The following is a 17,884-nucleotide window of genomic DNA, read 5'->3' on the forward strand; positions in this document are numbered from 1 at the left end:
GCCTTCTTCGCGGCCCTCCGGTGTCGCCCGGTCCTGTCCGGCCCGTTCCGGGCACGTACGTTCCGGTCTCTTTCGTCGGCGCTGTCGCGCCCGGTCCACGGGGCCCGGCGTCACCGTCCGCGGGGCCGGGCGAAGCGCGGCATCCCCTCGAACGCGGCGTCACCGCGCACCCCGGGCCGAGCACGTCCCGGTGGAGGGCGAGCGCCTCGTCGTGGTCGCCGGCGGCGATGAGGCACTGCCGGAGCCCGGTGTCCACGAGCCTCACGCTACGGACGGGGGAGCGGGTTTCGCTTCTCCGTTCCTGGCCGGTCGCGTGTGGATCTTGGCGATGCAGGCCGGTACGGCGGCCCCCTCGTCGTGCCGCCGGGCCCGGTAGGCGCTCGGGCTCTCGCCGACCAGCTCGGTGAAGCGCGAGCTGAACGACCCCAGCGAGGTGCAGCCGACCGCGAAGCAGACCTCCGTCACCGACATGTCCCCCCGCCGCAGCAGCGCCTTGGCCCGCTCGATCCGGCGCGTCATCAGATAGCTGTACGGCGTCTCCCCGAAGGCGGCGCGGAAGCTGCGGGAGAAGTGGCCCGGCGACATGAGGGCGGCACGCGCCAGGGCCGGGACGTCGAGCGGCTCCGCGTAGTCGCGGTCCATCCGGTCACGGGCCCGGCGCAGCCGGACGAGATCCTCCAAGGTCACACGACCACCATCCCACGGCACCGGGCATCACCGGCACTGTTTCCGGCACGCGGCGGAGCACCTCGCCGGGTGGCACGCCGGCCGGCTCGGTGAAGCGGGCCGTGTCGGTGAAGCGGGCCGTGAAGGCGCCCGGCGAGGTGCGGCCGGCGGGGGAGCGGGCCTCGGCGACGCCGAGGCCGCCGCGGAGCAGCAGCGCCGCCGCCCGCTCGATCCTGCGGGCCGTCAGGTACGCGTACGGTGACCGGCCGTAGGCCAGGCGGAACTGACGGGCGAGGTGCCCGGCGGGCATGCCCGCACCGCGGGCGAGCGCCTCGACGTCCAGCGGCAGCGCGTACTCCCGGTCGATCCGGTCGCGGACGCGGCGCAGTCGCGCGAGGTCCTCCAGGCGCCGGGCCTGGGCGAGTGCGCGCCCCCACGCGGGGTGGCACATGGGAGAACTCCCTTCGTCGGCGACCGGGCGCCGGCCGCCGCGGCCGTCACGGCGGAGCGGCCGGCGCCCGGCCGACGCCCGGCCGGATCGGCCGCACGGCGGATCGGTGGCTCAGCGGAGTTCCTGGATGCGGATCAGGTTGCCCGCGGGGTCGCGGAAGGCGCAGTCGCGGACGCCGTACGGCTGCTCGACCGGCTCCTGGACGACCTCGGCGCCTTTGGCCTGCACCTTCTCGAAAGTGCCGTCGAGGTCGGGGGTGGCCAGCAGGATCCAGCCGTAGGTGCCCTTGGCCATCATCTCGGCGATGGTGCGGCGCTCGTCCTCGGTGATCCCGGGGTCGGTGGCCGGCGGCGCCAGGAGGATGGACGTGCCGGACCGGCCGGCGGGGCCGACGCTGATCCAGCGCATCCTGCCCTGCCCGACGTCGCTGCGGACCTCGAAGCCGAGGACGTCGCGGTAGAACGCCAGGGACGCGTCCGGGTCGTCGTGCGGGAGGAAGGTCGTGTGAATGGTGATGTCCATGCAGGCCACGCTAGAAGCACTCCGCGGTCCGCGCTTCTCCGTTCCTGACCGGTTTCCCGGCCGGTTTCCCGGCCGGTCCGGTTCACCCGGCGGGCAGGGCCTCCCGCATCGCCCGCGCGGTGGCGGCCGGGTCGTAGCCCTCGGGGACGCCCTCGACCAGGATGATGTCGCCGGCGATGTGTCGGGACCGCAGCGGCGCGATCTCCCGGTAGGCCGGTGAGTCCCACCAGGCGCGCGCCTCGGCGATCCCGGGGAAGGCGATCATCACGACGTGCCCGGGCCAGCTCCCCTCCTTCACCTCGTGCTGCGCGGCGTGCACGAGGAAGCGGCCGCCGTACGGCTCGAAGGTGGCGGGGATGTGCTCGATGTACTCGGCGATCTCCGGGTGCGGGGCGGCTTCCCGCAGATGGGCTATGGCGTAGGCGGGCACGATGGTTCCTTCCGGCCGGCGGGGCTCCGTACGCGGGTGATCCTGGCATCCGCACGCGCCGGAGGCGATTACCCCTCGGGTCATCGCCTCCGGCGCACGGCGCGGGCAGGCCGGCCGCCGCGGCCGGCGGGGGCTCCGGCGGCGGTCGTCAGGACGCGCGGGCCTGCCCGGCCGCGGCGGGGATGCGCAGCCGCCCGTCGCGGATCTCGGCGATCCGGTCGGCCGCGGTGAGGTGGGCGCGGTCGTGGGTGACCAGGACGGTCGCGGTGGCCTGCCGGCGGGTGAGGCGGGCGATCAGGTCGACGACGGCGGTGCCGCGTTCGTGGTCCAGGGCGCTGGTGGGCTCGTCGACCAGGAGGACGGTGGGGTCGTTCATCAGGGCACGGGCGATGTTGACGCGCTGGCGCTGGCCGCCGGAGAGCTGGTGGGGGCGCCGGTCCGCCAGGTCGGCCAGACCGACCGCGTCGAGCAGGTCCATGGCCCGGCCGCGGGCCCCGGCCGGGGAGCGTCCGTCGATCCGCGCCATGACCTGGAGCTGTTCGGCGGCCGTGAGGGAGGGCAGCAGGCTGGGCTGCTGGAAGACGATGCCGATTCCGCGTCGGCGAAGCTCGGCGAGTTCCGCGCGGGTCATGCCGGTGGTCGTGATGCCGTCGACGGTGACGGTGCCGCGCTCGGGGGTGATGAGGGTGGCGGCGACCGCCAGCAGGCTGGACTTGCCCGAGCCCGAGGGCCCGACGACCGCGGTGAGGCTGCCCCCCGGCACGTCCAGGGAGACCCCGTCGAGGGCGGTCAGCCGGGAGCCGCCGTCGGGGTAGGTCAGGGTGACGTCGGTCAGGTGCAGGCTCATCGGGCGCTCCCCAGGGCGGTCAGCGGGTCGACGGAGGTGATGCGGCGGACGGACAGGGCGGCCCCGAGCGCCCCGAGGGCGATCATCACGGCGGCCGGGACGAGGACGGTGGCGGGTGTGAGCACGAAGGGCACGTCCATGCCGGAGACGAGGGCTCCGACGGCGGCGGCGCAGCCGGTGCCGATCAGGGTGCCGGCCGCCAGCAGGACGACGGCCTGGCCGAGGGCGTCCTTCAGCAAGGTGGCGGTGGAGGCGCCCAGGGCCTTGAGGACGGCGATGTCGCCGCTGCGCTGGATGGTCCACACGGTGAAGAAGGCGCCGACGACCAGGGCGGAGATCGCGAAGAGGAAGCCGCGCATCAGCTGCAGGGAGCCGTTCTCGGAGGCGTAGGAGCCGATCGCGGACAGCGATTCGTCCCTGGAGACCGTCCTCGTGCCCGCCGCGCGGTCGGCGGCCCCGACGTCGGTGGCGGAGGTGGTGCGCAGGGCGATGACGGTGGCCGTCGGCCCGTCGGCCCCGCCCGCGGAGGGCGTGATCTCCCGCCAGAGGCCGAGACCGGTCCAGACGACCGGGGTGTGGCTGAAGAAGGCGTCGCCGCTCACGGCGGCCACGGTCACCCGCCGTCCGGCGAGGACGAAGGCGTCACCCGCTGTGAGACCGAGGTCGTGAGCGGCGGTGGCGGACAGGACCACCGCATCGCCGCCGAGCCGGCCGCCGCCGGGGGCGAGCGCGGAGCCGGGCCGTACCCCGAAGGCGGACACACCGGCGCTCCTGTTCCCGGCGGTGGCCTTCGCGGTGGTGATGCCCAGCGGCTCGGCGCCGCTCACCCCGGGAGCCCTGGCCCAGCTGCGCCACTGCTCCTCGGTGACGGTGGAGTCCGCGTACGACGGCTCCCCGCCCTCGCCCGGGGCCGCGAAGGCGATCCTGTCGGCGGGCAGGGAGGTGATCGCGGAGGTGTTCTGCCGGCCCAGACCGGCGGTCAGGCCGGACAGCAGTCCGACCAGCAGGGTGATCAGCACGATGACGGTGCCCATCAGGGCGAAGCGCCCCTTGGCGAACTTCAGGTCTCTCCACGCGACGAACACGGTGCGGCCTGCCCTTCCAGGGGACACGGGGGTGGAAGCGGTATGCCCCCACTCTCGCCGCCGCCCTCCGGCAGGGCATCCGGCCCAGGACGGCAATCGGCGGATCGAAAGGCGGCACGCCGGTTGCAACTTTCGACAGAGGACCGGCCGAGGGGCCTCTCCTTAGGATGGAAGGACTGTGAACACCGCCGCCCCCGCTCCGACCCCCACCACCCGGGCTCTGGCCTGGTGCCTGCATCTGCTGGTCGCCGGGTTGCTCGCGCTGACCGCCGGGCGGGCCGTGGCCGGCGGCTCTCCGCACGCCGGAGCGGTCGTCGCCGCGGCGGCGGCGTGCGGCCTGGTGTACGCGGCCGGTCCGCTGCTGCCCCGGGTGGGCCGCTCGCGGCGGTCCGCCGCGCTGTGGCTGGCCGCCGTGGGCGCCGCCTGGCTGGTGCTGCTGGCCCTCTCGGCGGACGGGGTGTGGGTGGCGTTCCCGCTGTACTTCCTCCAGCTCCACCTGCTGCCCCGCCGCGCGGGCCCGGCCGCCGTGGCGGCCACCGCGGCGGCGGCCACCGTCGGCTTCGCCGTCCACCAGGGCTCCTTCGGCGCGGCGGTGACGATCGGACCGGCCCTCGGCGCCGCCGTGGCGGTGGCTGTGGTGCGGGGGTACCAGACCCTGTACCGGGAGAGCGAACGGCGCAGGCGGCTGATCGAGGAGCTCACCGCCACCCGTGCCGATCTGGCCGCGGCCCAGCACACCGCCGGCGTGCTGGCCGAGCGCGAACGCCTGGCCCGCGAGATCCACGACACCCTCGCCCAGGGGCTGACCAGCATCCAGTTGCTGCTGCGGGCCGCCGAACGGGCCCTGCCCGGCGCGCCGGAGACCGCCGCCCGCCATGTCGGCCAGGCCCGCCAGGCCGCCGCCGACAACCTCGCCGAGGCCCGCCGCTTCGTCGCCGCCCTCGCCCCGCCCGCCCTGGAGGGCACCACCCTGGCCGGAGCCCTGGAGCGCCTGTGCGCCACCACCGGCGCCCGCCACCGGATCACCGCACGCCTGCGCCTCACCGGCGTTCCCGTCCCGCTGCCGACCGCGCACGAGGTCGCGCTGCTGCGGATCGCCCAGTCCGCCCTGTCCAACACCGTCCGCCACGCCGGGGCCGCCACCGTCGGGATCACCCTCGCCCACCTCGGCGACCACGTCGCCGTGGAGATCGCCGACGACGGACGCGGTTTCGACCCCGGCCGTCCGCCCGCCCCCGGCCCGGAGGCCGGCGGGTTCGGGCTGGCCGCCATGCGCGCCCGCGCCCACGCCCTCGGCGGGGAGCTCACCGTCGAATCCGCCCCCGGCCGCGGCACCGTCCTGACCGCCCGGCTGCCCCTGGGCCGGCCCGCGGGCACCGCGGCCGGTCTCGACCCCGACCCCGCACCCGAGGCACGCCCGTGACCGACTCCGCCATCCGTCTGCTCCTGGCCGACGACCACCCCGTCGTACGGGCGGGGCTGCGCGCCGTGCTGGAGACCGAACCCGGCATCGAGGTGGTGGCCGAGGCCGCCACCGCAGAGGCCGCGGTCGCCCGCGCCGCCGAGGGCGACGTCGACGTCGTCCTCATGGACCTCCAGTTCGGCAAGGGGATGAACGGCGCCGAGGCCACCGCCGCGATCACCGCCCGCCCGTCGGCGCCCCGGGTGGTGATCGTCACCACCTACGACACCGACGCCGACACCCTCCCGGCCATCGAGGCCGGCGCCACCGGCTACCTCCTCAAGGACGCCCCTCCGGAGGACCTGGCCGCCGCCGTACGCACCGCCGCCGCGGGCCGCACCGCGCTGGCCCCGGCCGTCGCGGACCGGCTGATGAACCGGCTGCGCACCCCCGGCACCGCCCTGACACGGCGGGAGACCGAAGTGCTCGCCCTGGTCGCCGAGGGCCTGTCCAACCAGGCCGTCGGTGCCCGGCTCCACCTCACCGAGGGGACCGTCAAGTCCCATCTGGCCCGTGTCTACGCCAAGCTCGGCGTCGAATCCCGCACCGCCGCCGTCGCCGCCGCCACCGGACTCGGCCTCATCCGGCGGTAGCGGGCGGCACCGGCTGCCCGGTGGAACCCCCGGCCGGCACCGTTCGCGCCGTGCCCCCGCCCTCCCGGCCCCCGGCCGGGAGGGCGCTCACAGGCCGGTTCCGGTGGCCACGGGCAGGTCGGCCAGGCGCCACTCGAGCATGCCGTCGCTCAGGCGGATCGCCTTGCGGCCCTGCTCGGCCAGCAGGCGTACCGCGTCATGGGCCATTACGCAGTACTCGCCGCGGCAGTAGGCGACGACCTCGACGCCGTCGGGCAGTTCGCCGACGCGCTCGGCGAGTTCGTCTACGGGGATGGATATCGCACCGGGGATGTGCCCGGCCGCGTACTCCTGCGCGGGGCGCACGTCCAGCACGACGACGTCGCCGGACCCGACCCGGGCCAGGAGTTCCTCCCGGGCGACCTCCCGGCCCGCCTCCTCGCCGAGGTAGGCGGTGCGGGCCGGTTCCACGGCGGCCTGGTGCGTCTGGGCCACCTCGCGCAGCAGCGCGAACAGACGGGCCACGTCGTCGCCGGCGAGCCGGTAGTGGATGCGCACCCCCTCGCGCCGGGTGGCCACCAGTCCGGCCTGCTTGAGGGTCTGCAGATGCGCGGAGGCGGTGGTCAGGTTCAGCCCGGCCGCCTTGGCGAGCGCGTCGACGGTGCGTTCCCCCTGGGCGAGCAGGTCGAGCAGCTCCAGGCGTTTTCCGCTGGCCAGGGCCTTGCCGGTGGCCGCGAACGCGTCGTAGAGCCGCGCCTTGGCCTGGGCCCTCGTGGTCTCCGCCATAACATCCTCCATACTTCCATGGAATATCGTAGACGAGGATGGGCGCACCGGCCCAGCCTCCCGTACCGAGACCTGGAGGAGCGCCGTGAGGTTCTCCGACGACCACCAGGCACCGCCGGCCGCCGCCTCCGGGCGGCCCGTCCGGCTGGGCCTGAGAGAGAACTGGCTCCAGTTCACGCTGCTGGTCATCGTCAACGTCTGCGTCGGCGGCCTGGTCGGCCTGGAGCGCACGACCGTCCCGCTGATCGGCACCGACGTCTTCGGCCTGACCAGCGACCTGGCGGTGTTCTCCTTCATCATCGCCTTCGGCATCACCAAGGCGCTGACCAACCTCGCCGCGGGCGCGCTCACGGCCCGCTTCCGCCGCAAGCAGCTGCTGGTGGCGGGCTGGCTGATCGGCGTCCCCGTCCCCTTCGTCCTGGCCTGGGCGCCCTCGTGGGGCTGGATCGTGGCGGCCAACGTCCTGCTCGGCCTCAACCAGGGCCTGACCTGGTCGATGACCGTCAACATGAAGATCGACCTCGTCGGCCCGGCCCGCCGGGGCCTGGCCACCGGCCTCAACGAGGCCGCCGGTTACACCGCCGTCGGCGTCACCGCCCTGCTCACCGGCTACCTCGCCACCGTCTACGGACTGCGCCCCGTCCCCGAACTCATCGGCGTCGTCTTCGTCGCCGCCGGTCTGGCCCTGTCCCTGGCCGTACGCGACACCGCCGCCCACGTCGCCCTCGAACTCGCCCAGCACACCAGGCCCCTGCCCGACGGCGAGGACACCGCCCTGGCCGCCACCTTCGCCCGTACCTCCTGGTACAACCGCTCCCTGCGCGGCGCCGGCCAGGCGGGCCTGGTGAACAACCTCAACGACGGCCTGACCTGGGGCGTCTTCCCCCTGCTGTTCACCGAACACGGTCTGGGGCTGGCGGCCGTCGGCCTGATCAAGGGCCTCTACCCGATCCTGTGGGGCCTCGGCCAGATCCCCACCGGCCACCTCGCCGACCGCATCGGCCGCAAGCCCCTCATCGTCTCCGGCATGCTCGTCCAGGCCGCGGGCTTCGTCCTCGCCCTCGCCCTGCTGGACCGCCCGCTCCTGGCCGGAGTCCTGTCCGCGACCGCGCTCGGGATCGGCACCGCCATGGTCTACCCGGCCCTGATCGCCTCCGTCTCCGACCACGCCCACCCCACCTGGCGTGCCAACGCTCTGGGCACCTACCGCTTCTGGCGCGACATCGGCTACGCCGCCGGCGCACTCGTCGCCGGCGTCCTCGCCGACACCCTCGGACTCGCCGCCACCGTGATCGCCGCCGCCGTCCTCACCGCCGCCTCCGGCCTGCTGGCCGCCCGCTGGATCACCGAGCACCCCGTACGGTGACCGGCCGCCCCGGCGGGGACGGCCGGACCGCCGGGGCCGCCGCCGACCGAGTGCGACGGCGGCCCGGTCCGGTGAATCAGGTGCCACGGCTTCTGCGGTCCGTCCCGGTCATGGGGGCTCTCCGTTTCGTCGTGGGCCACGCGGCACCGCTCGCGCGCGGCCTTCCGGACGGGTGCGGCGCCGCCGGGGGGCGGGAGCGGCCGAGGTGTCGCGGGGAGGCGCCTTCGCCGGCCGCTCCCTGAAGCCTCCGAGGTCTCCGGGGTCGGCCGGGGACCTTCGCGCACGCCTGCGGAGTCCTGTGGGGCGAGCAGGCCGGGATCACCGAATGTTCGCTATTTCGAACGTCAGCCGAGCTGCCGGACGTTAAGGATCATAGAGAGGCGTCGAACGGTGTCAACACCTCCGGCCCGCCGCCGCGTGGCATCCGCGAGGAGGCGGAGCCGCCGGCCCGGCCGGGGCTGCGGGCCGAAAAATCCCGCACGGCGATGTCGAGAACCCGCGACCGGCTCCGTCCCCGGGGTGAACGCGGCCACAATGGGCCGCACCAGTACCGAGGAGAGACACGATGGCCAAGTACCTGCTGCTCAAGCACTACCGCGGCGCCCCGGCCCCGGTCAACGACGTGCCCATGGACCAGTGGAAGCCGGAGGAGATCTCGGCCCACGTGAAGTACATGCAGGACTTCGCGGCCCGGCTGGAGGGGACCGGCGAGTTCGTCGACGCCCAGGCGCTCTCCCCGGAGGGGACGTTCGTCCGGTACGACGGCGAGGGCCGCCCGCCCGTCACCGACGGGCCGTTCGCCGAGACCAAGGACCTCATCGCCGGCTGGATGGTGATCGACGTCGACAGCCACGAGCGCGCCGTCGAGCTGGCCGGAGAACTGTCGGCCGCCCCCGGGGCGGGCGGCAGGCCGATCCACGAGTGGCTCGAGGTGCGCCCGTTCCTGACCGCGCCGCCCACCATCACGGAGTGACCCCGATGGACGAGGCACTGCTCCGGAGCCTCACGCCGAGCGTGCTCGCGATCCTCGGCCGCCGCGGAGCCGACTTCGCGGCGGCCGAGGACGCCGTACAGGAAGCACTCCTGGAGGCGCTCCGCGTCTGGCCGGACCACCGGCCGCGGGATCCCAAGGGCTGGCTGGTCACCGTGGCCTGGCGCAAGTTCCTCGACGCGGCCCGGGCGGAGACCGCCCGCCGCCGGCGTGAGGAGCGCGTCGAGGAGGAGCCGGCGCCCGGGCCCGCGCCCGCGGTGGACGACACCCTCCAGCTCTACTTCCTGTGCGCCCACCCGTCGCTGACACCGTCGTCCGCGGTCGCGCTCACGCTGCGCGCCGTCGGCGGACTGACCACCCGCCAGATCGCCCGGGCCTACCTGGTGCCCGAGGCGACCATGGCGCAGCGGATCAGCCGGGCCAAGCGCACCGTGGCCGGCGTACGCCTGGACCGGCCCGGCGACGTCGCCACCGTGCTGCGCGTCCTCTACCTGGTCTTCAACGAGGGCTACTCCGGCGACGTCGACCTCGCGGCCGAGGCCATCCGGCTCACCCGGCAGCTCGCGGTCGCCGTCGACCACCCGGAGGCGGCGGGGCTGCTCGCCCTCATGCTGCTCCACCACGCCCGGCGCGCCGCCCGGACCGCGCCAGACGGCAGCCTGGTGCCGCTCGCCGAGCAGGACCGCGGCAGGTGGGACGCCGGACTGATCGCCGAGGGCATCGGGATCCTGCGGGCGGCGCTCGCCCGCGACCGGCTGGGCGAGTTCCAGGCCCAGGCCGCCATCGCGGCGCTGCACGCGGACGCGCCCACCGTCGAGGAGACCGACTGGGTGCAGATCGTCGAGTGGTACGACGAGCTCGTGCGCCTGACCGACAGCCCGGTCGTCAGGCTCAACCGCGCGGTGGCCGTCGGCGAGGCCGACGGACCGCGTGCCGGTCTGGCGGCGCTCGCGGCGCTGGAGGACTCCTCCCGGAGCGCTTCGGACAGAGGCCACCCCATGCCCCGCCACGCCGCGGTGGCGGCGTACCTCCACGAACGCGACGGCGACCTCGCGACGGCGGCACGGCTGTACGCCGAAGCGGCCGGCAAGGCCCCCAACCTCGCCGAGCGCGACCACCTGACGCGCCAGGCCGCCCGGCTCAACGCCCGCAGGCACCGCTGACGGCAGCGCCGACGGTACCGCTGACGGGGCCGCGGCCCGGACCTGCCCGCGGCACCCGGCGCGCCCGCGGTGTCCCACCACCGGCTGCCCGGCACCGCCGTCGGGTGCCCCGCGCCGCGCGAGGCGGTGGCCCGCGTCCCGGCCCTGGACCATCATGGGCCGGATGACGATTCCTTCACCGGACGAGGTAGAGGCCGCGCGTACCCCGGCGGGCGGCCGGCGGCGGGATCAGCTCGCCGCCTGGGGTGTGCCCTGGCCGCCCCCGGCGGGCTGGAAGCAGCGTCTGGCCGACCAGTGGCACGCCGCCCGGCAGAGCCCGCACCGGGACGCCGCCCCCGCGGGGCCCGGTGGGGGAGGGGAGCCCGCGGCCGTACCCGGCGCCGGTGCGGTCCGGGTGCCGGGGCCGGAACCTGACTGGCAGCCGGCGCCGGCCCTGGGCTACCACGTGGGGAAGAACCCCGTCTTCCAGGTGAGCCCGTGGCAGTACGCGGCCGGCTTCTACCGGATCGTCGCCGGGCTGACGCCGCCGCTGGAGGCGGTCGCGGCCCGGCTGCGCCTGGAAGTGGAGCGCACCTGGGAGGAACTGGGCGAGGTGGACGTGGCCCTGTTCCGCATCCGGGGCACGGAGTTCGCCCTCAGCCGCTTCGCGCACCACGAGGAGCCCCGCCTGTTCGTGTGGCTGAACCGCTCGCAACGCGACGTCGAAGCGGCCCTGGACATCCTGCTCGGCGCGCTCGGGGTGGGCCGCGAGGCCGTGGCCTTCACCGAGGACCAGATGACGGACCGGTCCGGCTGACTCCTCCGTCCCGCCGCGCCCGCAAGGCCTTCTGCGTCGGCGGCCGCACCCGCCGGGCACTCCCGGTGTCACCGCCGCGGCACCCGCCGCCGGGCCCCCGGCCTCACGGCTCCGCACCCACCGGGCGGCCGGTGTCCGGAGAGGGAGCCGCGGACGCGGCGGCTTCCCACGCGCCCGCGCACAGCGCCCGTTCGACCGTGTCGAGGTAGACGGCGGCAGCCAGCCAGGCCCGGGCGAAGCGGCCGGTGTCGGCGGGCAGCAGGCGGCCGAAGGCGTCGCGGGAGCGGTCCGCGGCGGCGGTGTGGAGGCCGTCGAGGAGATCGGCCGCCGTGGTGAGGCCGAGGCGGCGCAGACGTGCGCCGTCGCCCGACCCGCTCCCCGTGAAGGCGAGGACACGGCGGCCTCCCGACACCGCCTGGTGGACGCGGCGGCGCAGCAGGTGCAGCGGGGCGGTGGCGTCGCGGTTCCCGGCGGGGACGGCCGGAGACCGCGGCGCGACCGCCCCGGCGGGCAGGTCCGCGTGCTGGAGGCGGTCCAGGCCGAGGTCCACCCGGGCGGCGGGGTCGGTGGGATGCTCGGCGGCGAGCAGCAGGGCGCGGGGGAGCGGTCCGGGCACCAGGCGCGCGATGATCCGCAGCCGGCTGCCCCCGGCGGCGGCGAGCAGGCGGAGGTTGTCGCGGCAGGGGAGCGCGGGGTCGTCGTGGGCGGCGGCCAGCCGCAGGGGAAGGCCCGCGCAGTCGGCCAGCAGGCAGTCGCCCGCCGTCTCCCGCACCGTGCCCGTGACGGTCACCTCGAGGAACAGCAGGTCCTGCCCGCCGTTCAGCGCCCGGTCCACCTGCTCGGCGGCGGGCACGGCCCACAGCCGGTCCAGCGGCTCGCCGCGCCAGGCGGCGCCGGAGGCGCGGACCGCCCGTACTCCGGCCCCCGCACCCAGACGGCCCGTCGGGGAGACGGTGGCGCCGGACACGGCCAGCCCCGCACGCGAGAGCTCACGGTGGGTCAGGGCGGTGTCGCCGATCCGTACGGCCAGGTCGGCGGCACCGGTCGCCCGGGCGGGCCCGCCCGGCGCCACGTCCGACACCGTGTACAGGCGCCCGTCCGCGTCGGCGGTCCAGGTGACCGCGCCCGCGTAGCCGGTCGCCGTGAGGACGGGCTCGCAGAAGAGGCCGTACAGGCGCAGCGAGCCGTCCGGGCGGTACGGCTGCCGGGCCGTACCGCGCAGTTCGGCCAGGTCCGGGCCGGTGGCGTGCGGGAGGCGGTGGGCGGTGCCCAGGACGCCGGTCAGCGCGGCGGCGAGGTCGGCGAGACGGTACCCGGGGTCGGCGGAGCGGGCCGCGCGTACCCCGGTGACCACGGAGACCGCCGCGGCACAGGCCCGTGGGAGGCCGGCGAGGCGGGCGGCGTGCGCGGCGCGCAGGAGCTCCGCCTGGAGTACCGCGCCGGCGCCGTCCGTGCCGGCTTCCAGGACGGCGGCTGCCGCGTCGAACACCGCCCGTGCGGCGGTGCGTTGCCCGGCGGTGGCGGTGGCCTCCGTCTCCTCCGGCTGTCCTTCCTCTTTCCGGTCCTCTCCGGCCTCTCCGGCTTCTCCGGCCTCGGCGGGCTCCGGGGCCGGGGTGTCGTCGGCGACCGGCGCGGCCGAGGCCGCCGCCGCGCGGTGCAGGCAGTCGGGGGCCAGCAGGCATCCGCAGCGGATCGCGTCCGCACCGGTCACCGTTCCACCGGGCGCGTGCAGTACGACGTCGGTCTCGTCGTCGACGGCGATCCGCACGGTGTCGCCCTCACGGACGGCCGGACGTGCCGCGAGCTTGGCGACGCCCGCGTCCAGCCGCCTGCGGAGCCGGGGCGGGAGCGCTTCGACGAGTTCTGCGGTGACGGACGGGGCGACCGGGGGCAGGTCCTGGCTCATGCGATCTTCTCCCCTGCCCAGCGGGCGAGTTCGAGTGGACTGAGGGCGGCGACGGGCATGCCCGCGTCGACGAGCCGGCCGGCGACCGACGTGGAGTAGCGGGGCCGGCCGGTGTCGTCGAGACTCGCGCAGCCCAGGACGTGGCAGCCGGCTCCGACCAGCGCGCGGACCTCGGCGAGCAGGCCGCCGAGCGGATGGCCCTCCTCGAAGTCGCTGACGACCACGACGAGGGTGCGCGAGGGCACGGTGACCAGCTCGCGCGCGTGCCGCAGTCCCGCGGCGATGTGGGTGCCGCCGCCCACGCTGACCTCCAGCAGCAGCGACAGCGGGTCGTCCACGTGCCCGGTGAGGTCGATGACCTCGGTGGAGAACGCCAGGAAGTGGGTGGAGAGCGTCGGCACCCCGGCCAGTACCGAGGCGGTCAGCGCGGCCCACACCGTGGACGCCTCCATGGACCCCGACACGTCCGTGACCAGGATCAGCCGCCAGTCGGCGGCCCGCCGCCCCCGGGCGCGGAAGACCGGGCGCTCGGGGATCACCCGCACCGTGCCGTCCGGGCTGCGGCGGGCGGTCGCCAGGTTGGCCCGCAGTGTGCGGGGCAGGTCCAGGCCGCCGCCGGGGCGTCTGCTGGGGCGCGGCAGGGCCGTGCCGTGCAGGGCGGGGCGCAGCCGGGTGGCCAGTTGCCGGGTCAGCGCGTCGACCAGGCGCCGCACCAGCGGGCGCAGCGCGGCCAGCCGGGCCTCGGGCAGTCCGCCCGCGTGCCGCAGTACGGTGCGCAGCAGGTCCACCGAGGGCCGTACGCCGTCCGCGTCCAGCTCGGCCAGGACGTCCCTGCGGCCCGACGCGGCGGCCGCCGCCAGCACCTCCTCCCGGATGCCCGGCCCGAACAGCGCGGCCAGTTCCTCGGACCACTCCCGCACCCCGGGATACGGGGCTTCCCGTCCGCCGCCCCCTCCCGGGCCGGTGAGCTCGCCCCGGCTGCCCTCGCCGCGGCCGCCGCCGTACAGCTCGTCCAGCGCGGTCGCCAGCGGCGCGGCGGACGGCGCAAGCCGGTCGGTGCGGCGGCCCAGCAGGAGGCGCCAACGGTCGGCGGGGGCGAGGAGGCGTTCCCCGGCCGGGGGCACGGCGGGTGCGGCGACCCCGGTGGCACCCGGCGTCGTGGCGCCCGGTGCGGGTCCGGCGTCCTTCGGGACGCCCTCTGCCGGATCCCCGGCCGGTGCGGGCAGCAGCCCCATCGAGCGCAGCGTCTCGCGGGCCGCGAGATCCGCTCCGGCCCAGGCGGCGAGGGCGGCCGGGTCGGCGCCGCCCGTGTCGGCGACGTGCGCGGCGCCCAGGCGCTCCTCGACGGCCGCGAGGAGACGGCCGCGTGCCGCCGGGCTGAGGGTGTCGAAGCCGCCGCGCAGCGCGGGGAGCCGGTCGAGGAACGCCCGGTCGGGCAGCTCGGCGACCCGGGCGAGCAAGGGCTCCAGGGCGGGCGGTGCCGCCTCCAGCAGCGGGCCCGCGGCGGTCAACAGCCCGCTGAGCCGTGCGGTGAGCGCGGCGCGGGAGTCGGGGTCGGTGGCCCCGTCGACCCAGGAGGCCACGCGGTCGCCGAGGGCCTGTGCGTCCTCGTGTCCGAGCAGGACGCGCACGGCTCCGGCGGCGCCGCGCATCAGGGGGGAGCCGTCGGCGGACAGGCGGGCCAGGGCGTCGGAGAGCCGGATGCCGCCCAACAGGTCGGCCCGGGAGGAGAGTTCGAGCAGGGCGCGGGCGTCGGCCGGGTCCTCGGACCCGGTCAGGCCGTCCACCTGCCGCACCGCCGCCGCCGTGAGCGGTTCCGCGGCGGCGGCCGCCCGCGCCGCACGGCCCGCCTCGGCGCCGAGTCCCGGGACATGGCCGGCCCGCAGCCGGTCCAGCAGGGCCAGACCGGCCAGCAGCTCCGGCAGGGTACCGGCCCGGGGCAGGACGTCGGCGACCTCGCCGAGCCGTTCGTCCGCGAGCCCGGCCAGGCCGCACTCCGCCGCCTGCCGGAGTCCTTCGAGGGCCTGCGCGGCCGTCGGCCCGCCCTCGTCGTGCTCCAGGCGCCGCCGTTCGCGCAGCACGCCTTCGGCGGCCTGCGCGGGGGTGACTCCGCGTACGCCGGCCGCGGTCAGCATGGCGTCCGTGGCCGGTGTCCAGCGCACCTCCCAGCGGGAGGTGAGGGCCTCGGCGCCGCCCGCGCCGACGACCTCCCCGGCCTCCCCGTAGGGCACCCCGCACACCGCCAGGCGGCGCAGCAGCAGTTCGCGGCGGCGGTCGAGGTCGGAGCGCAGCGGGTCCAGCCGCACGTCCCGCGAGGGGCCGGGGCCGCCGGACCGGGGGCCGGGCAGGCCCAGCCGGGCGGCCTCGGCCTCGACCGCGGGGGCCAGGCCGCTGCGCGGTGCCCGCGGGGCGGGCCGCCCGCCGCGCGTGCCGACGAGCACCCGCTCCATCGCCCGCGCCACGGCCCGCCCCCGCCCGTACGGCTCGCCCTGCGCGAGCACCGTCTGCACGGCCTCGACCAGTTCACCGCGGCCCGCCGCGGGCAGGCCGCGCAGCCGGGCGAGGTCCGAGGCCAGTCGGCTGATCTCGCGTGCGTCGGCGGGGCCCGAGGGGTGCCCCAGGCTCCGCAGTTCGGCGCAGACGCGTACGGCCGCCCGTGTCAGGGCCTCCTCCAGCGCGGCCGGATCGCCCGCCGCGCGCAGGACCATGTCCTGCCACTCCGGATCCCGGATGCCCGCCGGGTAACCGGATCGCTCGTCGAGGAGGGCGTAGGTGTAGGGGATCAGGGAGGTGGTCCAGGCGGGCCGTTGCGCAACGGCGTCCGTTCCGGCTCCCTCCCCGGCGCCTTCCTTCTCTGCGCTCCCTTCGCCGGTCCCCCCTCCGGCCTCCCGGCCCGCGAGTGCCGGGGCGTGGAACGCGCCGACCACCACGGCGGCCCGCTCCCCGTGCGCGGTGGCCTCGGCCAGCCGGGCCCGCATCCAGCGCTCGCGCCGCAGGTCCAGCTCCGGTACGCCGCCCGAGGCGGCCGCGTCCTCGCGCAGCGCCCATCCGGTGAGCAGGGCGGCCCGGCGCAGGGCCTCGGGCGGGGACCCCGGGGCGGCGGCCTCCACGAGCCGGTCCCACAGGTCGTCGCCCGCGCGGCCCGTCAGTCCGGCCCGCAGAGCGGCGGCGAGACCGGGGCCGCCGGCCCGTCCGCCCGCGGCCGGCCGGCCCTCGCTCCACGCGCGGTCGGCGAGCGGCAGATCGCAGGCGACCACCGGCACACCGCGCCGGACGGCCCAGCGCACGGCGGCCAGTTCGGGCGAGAAGTCGGCGAACGGGTAGAACGCCGGGCCCCCGCCGCCGTCCGCCGGGGCGGCGGCCAGTGCCACCGGGGCCCGCGTCTCCTCGTGCCCCAGCCAGGGCAGCCACGGCTGCATCTCGGCGGGCAGCTCGACGAGCAGCACCTCCGGTGCCGCCTCGTCCAGCAGCGCGGGCACGGCGGCGGCCAGGGAGGGCGCGTGGTGCCGTACGCCGACGAGGTAGGGCGCGGAAGCGCCGGTGAGGGCGGCGATCGCCTCCTCGGGCGAGGCCGGTGCGGAGGGGCCGGCCTCGGCGGGGGAGAGGGCCGGAGCGGGGGAGGCCGGGGCGGCCCCGTGGGAGAGGGACACGGCCGTCAGCCCTCCAGAACGGTACGCAGGTCCCACAGGGTGCGCCAGGTGGCGGACCCCTGTTCGGCGCGGCGGCGCACGGGGCCGTCCCAGTAGCCGCGCAGCCGGGCGGCGTCCGCGGGGTCGTCCTTGCGGACCACGCCGAGCAGATGGCCAGGCAGCAGGGACAGCACGTCCCGGTCGCCGGGGAAGTACGCGGCCGCCAGGGCCAGCGCCCCGGCGACGGACACGGCCTCCGCGGTGCTCATCACCGTCGACGGCCGCTCCACCTCCCAGCCCTCCGCCGACCGGCCCTCGCGCAGGTCCCGGAACGCGGTGACCAGGGCCTCCAGCACGGCGTCGTCGACCCGGAACGGCGCCCCGGCCCGCTCCACGGACGCCCGCGCCTGGCCGCGCACCAGCGCGGTCTCCGCCTCCAGGTCCCCGATGGGGCCGACCGTTTCGAAGTTGAAGCGGCGCTTGAGGGCCGCGGACATCTCGGAGACGCCCTTGTCGCGGAGGTTGGCGGTGGCGATGAGGGTGAAGCCGGGCGCCGCGTGGGCCAGGGCGTCCTCGGTGCCGGCCAGTTCGGGGACGGCGATCCGCCGCTCGGAGAGCAGCGACACCAGCGAGTCCTGCACCTCGGGCAGGCAGCGGGTGACCTCCTCGACGCGGGCGACGGCGCCCCGGGACATGGCGGTCAGGACGGGGGAGGGCACGAGAGCCTGCCGGGTGGGACCCTGCGCCAGCAGCAGCGCGTAGTTCCAGCCGTACCTGAGCTGGTCCTCGGTGGTGCCGGCCGTGCCCTGCACCACCAGTGCGCTGGTGCCGCACACGGCGGCCGACAGCAGCTCCGACAGCATCGACTTGGCGGTGCCGGGCTCGCCGACGAGCAGCAGGCCGCGTTCCCCGGCGAGGGTGACCACGCACCGCTCCACCAGCGCCCGGTCGCCGACGAACTTGTCCTCGACCACCAGGCGGCGCGGCACCCCGTCGGGCGCCTCGACGCCGTCGGGCAGCTTCAGGGCGGCGCCCCCGCTGCCCATGACGAAGGTGACGACCGCGCGCGGGGTCAGCCGCCACGCGGGCGGGCGCGGCCCGTCGTCGTACGCGGCGAGGAAGGCCAGCTCGGTCGCGTACCGCTCCTCGGGCGGGACGATCTGGCGGGCCGGGGCGGAGGGGAGGGTGGTGGTCATCGATTCGGTTTCTTCC

At 76.5% G+C, this 17,884-nt stretch carries 16 protein-coding genes; 6 read left to right on the forward strand and 10 right to left on the reverse strand.

What is annotated here, in order from left to right:
• Positions 1 to 261 precede the first annotated feature (261 nt).
• From BMY40_RS24570 to BMY40_RS24595, 6 genes are all read right to left on the reverse strand, one after another.
• Positions 262 to 687 carry a helix-turn-helix transcriptional regulator gene (locus BMY40_RS24570; RefSeq protein ID WP_093662976.1) on the reverse strand — a complete coding sequence of 142 codons (426 nt, stop codon included), beginning with the start codon at positions 685 to 687 and terminating at the stop codon, positions 262 to 264.
• Positions 647 to 1,117, reverse strand: a complete 471-nt coding sequence (locus BMY40_RS24575) for a helix-turn-helix transcriptional regulator (protein WP_093662977.1) — start codon at positions 1,115 to 1,117, stop codon at positions 647 to 649. Before BMY40_RS24575 ends, BMY40_RS24570 begins: the two co-directional genes overlap by 41 nt.
• A gap of 111 nt (positions 1,118 to 1,228) precedes the next feature.
• Positions 1,229 to 1,639 (reverse strand): VOC family protein, encoded by a 411-nt coding sequence (locus tag BMY40_RS24580; RefSeq protein ID WP_093663040.1) that lies wholly within the window; start codon positions 1,637 to 1,639, stop codon positions 1,229 to 1,231.
• 82 nt (positions 1,640 to 1,721) lie between these two features.
• A complete protein-coding gene (locus tag BMY40_RS24585) occupies positions 1,722 to 2,069 on the reverse strand; it encodes a DUF1330 domain-containing protein (protein ID WP_093662978.1) in 348 nt (115 codons plus the stop codon).
• 148 nt (positions 2,070 to 2,217) lie between these two features.
• Positions 2,218 to 2,916: an ABC transporter ATP-binding protein gene (locus BMY40_RS24590; RefSeq protein ID WP_093662979.1), complete on the reverse strand. Its 699-nt coding sequence runs from the start codon at positions 2,914 to 2,916 to the stop codon at positions 2,218 to 2,220.
• Positions 2,913 to 4,001, reverse strand: coding sequence for an ABC transporter permease (locus BMY40_RS24595; protein WP_093662980.1), 1,089 nt, complete (start codon positions 3,999 to 4,001; stop codon positions 2,913 to 2,915). Before BMY40_RS24595 ends, BMY40_RS24590 begins: the two co-directional genes overlap by 4 nt.
• A 178-nt stretch (positions 4,002 to 4,179) precedes the next feature.
• On the opposite strand from BMY40_RS24595, the gene BMY40_RS24600 reads away from it, so the two are divergent.
• Positions 4,180 to 5,424, forward strand: coding sequence for a sensor histidine kinase (locus BMY40_RS24600; protein WP_093662981.1), 1,245 nt, complete (start codon positions 4,180 to 4,182; stop codon positions 5,422 to 5,424).
• Positions 5,421 to 6,056, forward strand: coding sequence for a response regulator (locus BMY40_RS24605; RefSeq protein ID WP_093662982.1), 636 nt, complete (start codon positions 5,421 to 5,423; stop codon positions 6,054 to 6,056). The genes BMY40_RS24600 and BMY40_RS24605 overlap by 4 nt, the downstream gene beginning before the upstream one ends.
• Positions 6,057 to 6,143: 87 nt before the next feature.
• On the opposite strand, the gene BMY40_RS24610 is transcribed toward BMY40_RS24605, so the two are convergent.
• A complete protein-coding gene (locus tag BMY40_RS24610; protein WP_093662983.1) occupies positions 6,144 to 6,821 on the reverse strand; it encodes an ArsR/SmtB family transcription factor in 678 nt (225 codons plus the stop codon).
• A gap of 85 nt (positions 6,822 to 6,906) precedes the next feature.
• On the opposite strand from BMY40_RS24610, the gene BMY40_RS24615 reads away from it, so the two are divergent.
• From BMY40_RS24615 to BMY40_RS24630, 4 genes are all read left to right on the forward strand, one after another.
• On the forward strand, positions 6,907 to 8,187 hold the full coding sequence (locus tag BMY40_RS24615) for an MFS transporter (protein ID WP_093662984.1): 1,281 nt from the start codon (positions 6,907 to 6,909) through the stop codon (positions 8,185 to 8,187).
• A 565-nt stretch (positions 8,188 to 8,752) separates the two neighbouring features.
• Entirely contained in the window at positions 8,753 to 9,160 is a 408-nt protein-coding gene (locus BMY40_RS24620) for a YciI family protein (RefSeq protein ID WP_093662985.1), read from the forward strand.
• A 5-nt stretch (positions 9,161 to 9,165) separates the two neighbouring features.
• Positions 9,166 to 10,341: an RNA polymerase sigma factor gene (locus BMY40_RS24625; RefSeq protein ID WP_093662986.1), complete on the forward strand. Its 1,176-nt coding sequence runs from the start codon at positions 9,166 to 9,168 to the stop codon at positions 10,339 to 10,341.
• 163 nt (positions 10,342 to 10,504) lie between these two features.
• On the forward strand, positions 10,505 to 11,137 hold the full coding sequence (locus BMY40_RS24630) for a hypothetical protein (protein WP_143071821.1): 633 nt from the start codon (positions 10,505 to 10,507) through the stop codon (positions 11,135 to 11,137).
• Between the two features lie 103 nt (positions 11,138 to 11,240).
• Here the strand turns inward: BMY40_RS24630 and BMY40_RS24635 are convergent, their stop codons facing one another.
• The 3 genes from BMY40_RS24635 to BMY40_RS24645 are packed head-to-tail and all read right to left on the reverse strand — an operon-like array spanning position 11,241 to position 17,868.
• Positions 11,241 to 13,043 (reverse strand): hypothetical protein, encoded by a 1,803-nt coding sequence (locus BMY40_RS24635; RefSeq protein WP_093662988.1) that lies wholly within the window; start codon positions 13,041 to 13,043, stop codon positions 11,241 to 11,243.
• Positions 13,040 to 16,693: a vWA domain-containing protein gene (locus BMY40_RS24640; protein WP_093662989.1), complete on the reverse strand. Its 3,654-nt coding sequence runs from the start codon at positions 16,691 to 16,693 to the stop codon at positions 13,040 to 13,042. The genes BMY40_RS24635 and BMY40_RS24640 overlap by 4 nt, the downstream gene beginning before the upstream one ends.
• Positions 16,694 to 16,698: 5 nt before the next feature.
• A complete protein-coding gene (locus BMY40_RS24645) occupies positions 16,699 to 17,868 on the reverse strand; it encodes an ATP-binding protein (protein ID WP_093662990.1) in 1,170 nt (389 codons plus the stop codon).
• Positions 17,869 to 17,884 lie beyond the last annotated feature (16 nt).

It is taken from the genome of Streptomyces radiopugnans, from assembly GCF_900110735.1.
GTDB lineage: Bacteria > Actinomycetota > Actinomycetes > Streptomycetales > Streptomycetaceae > Streptomyces > Streptomyces radiopugnans.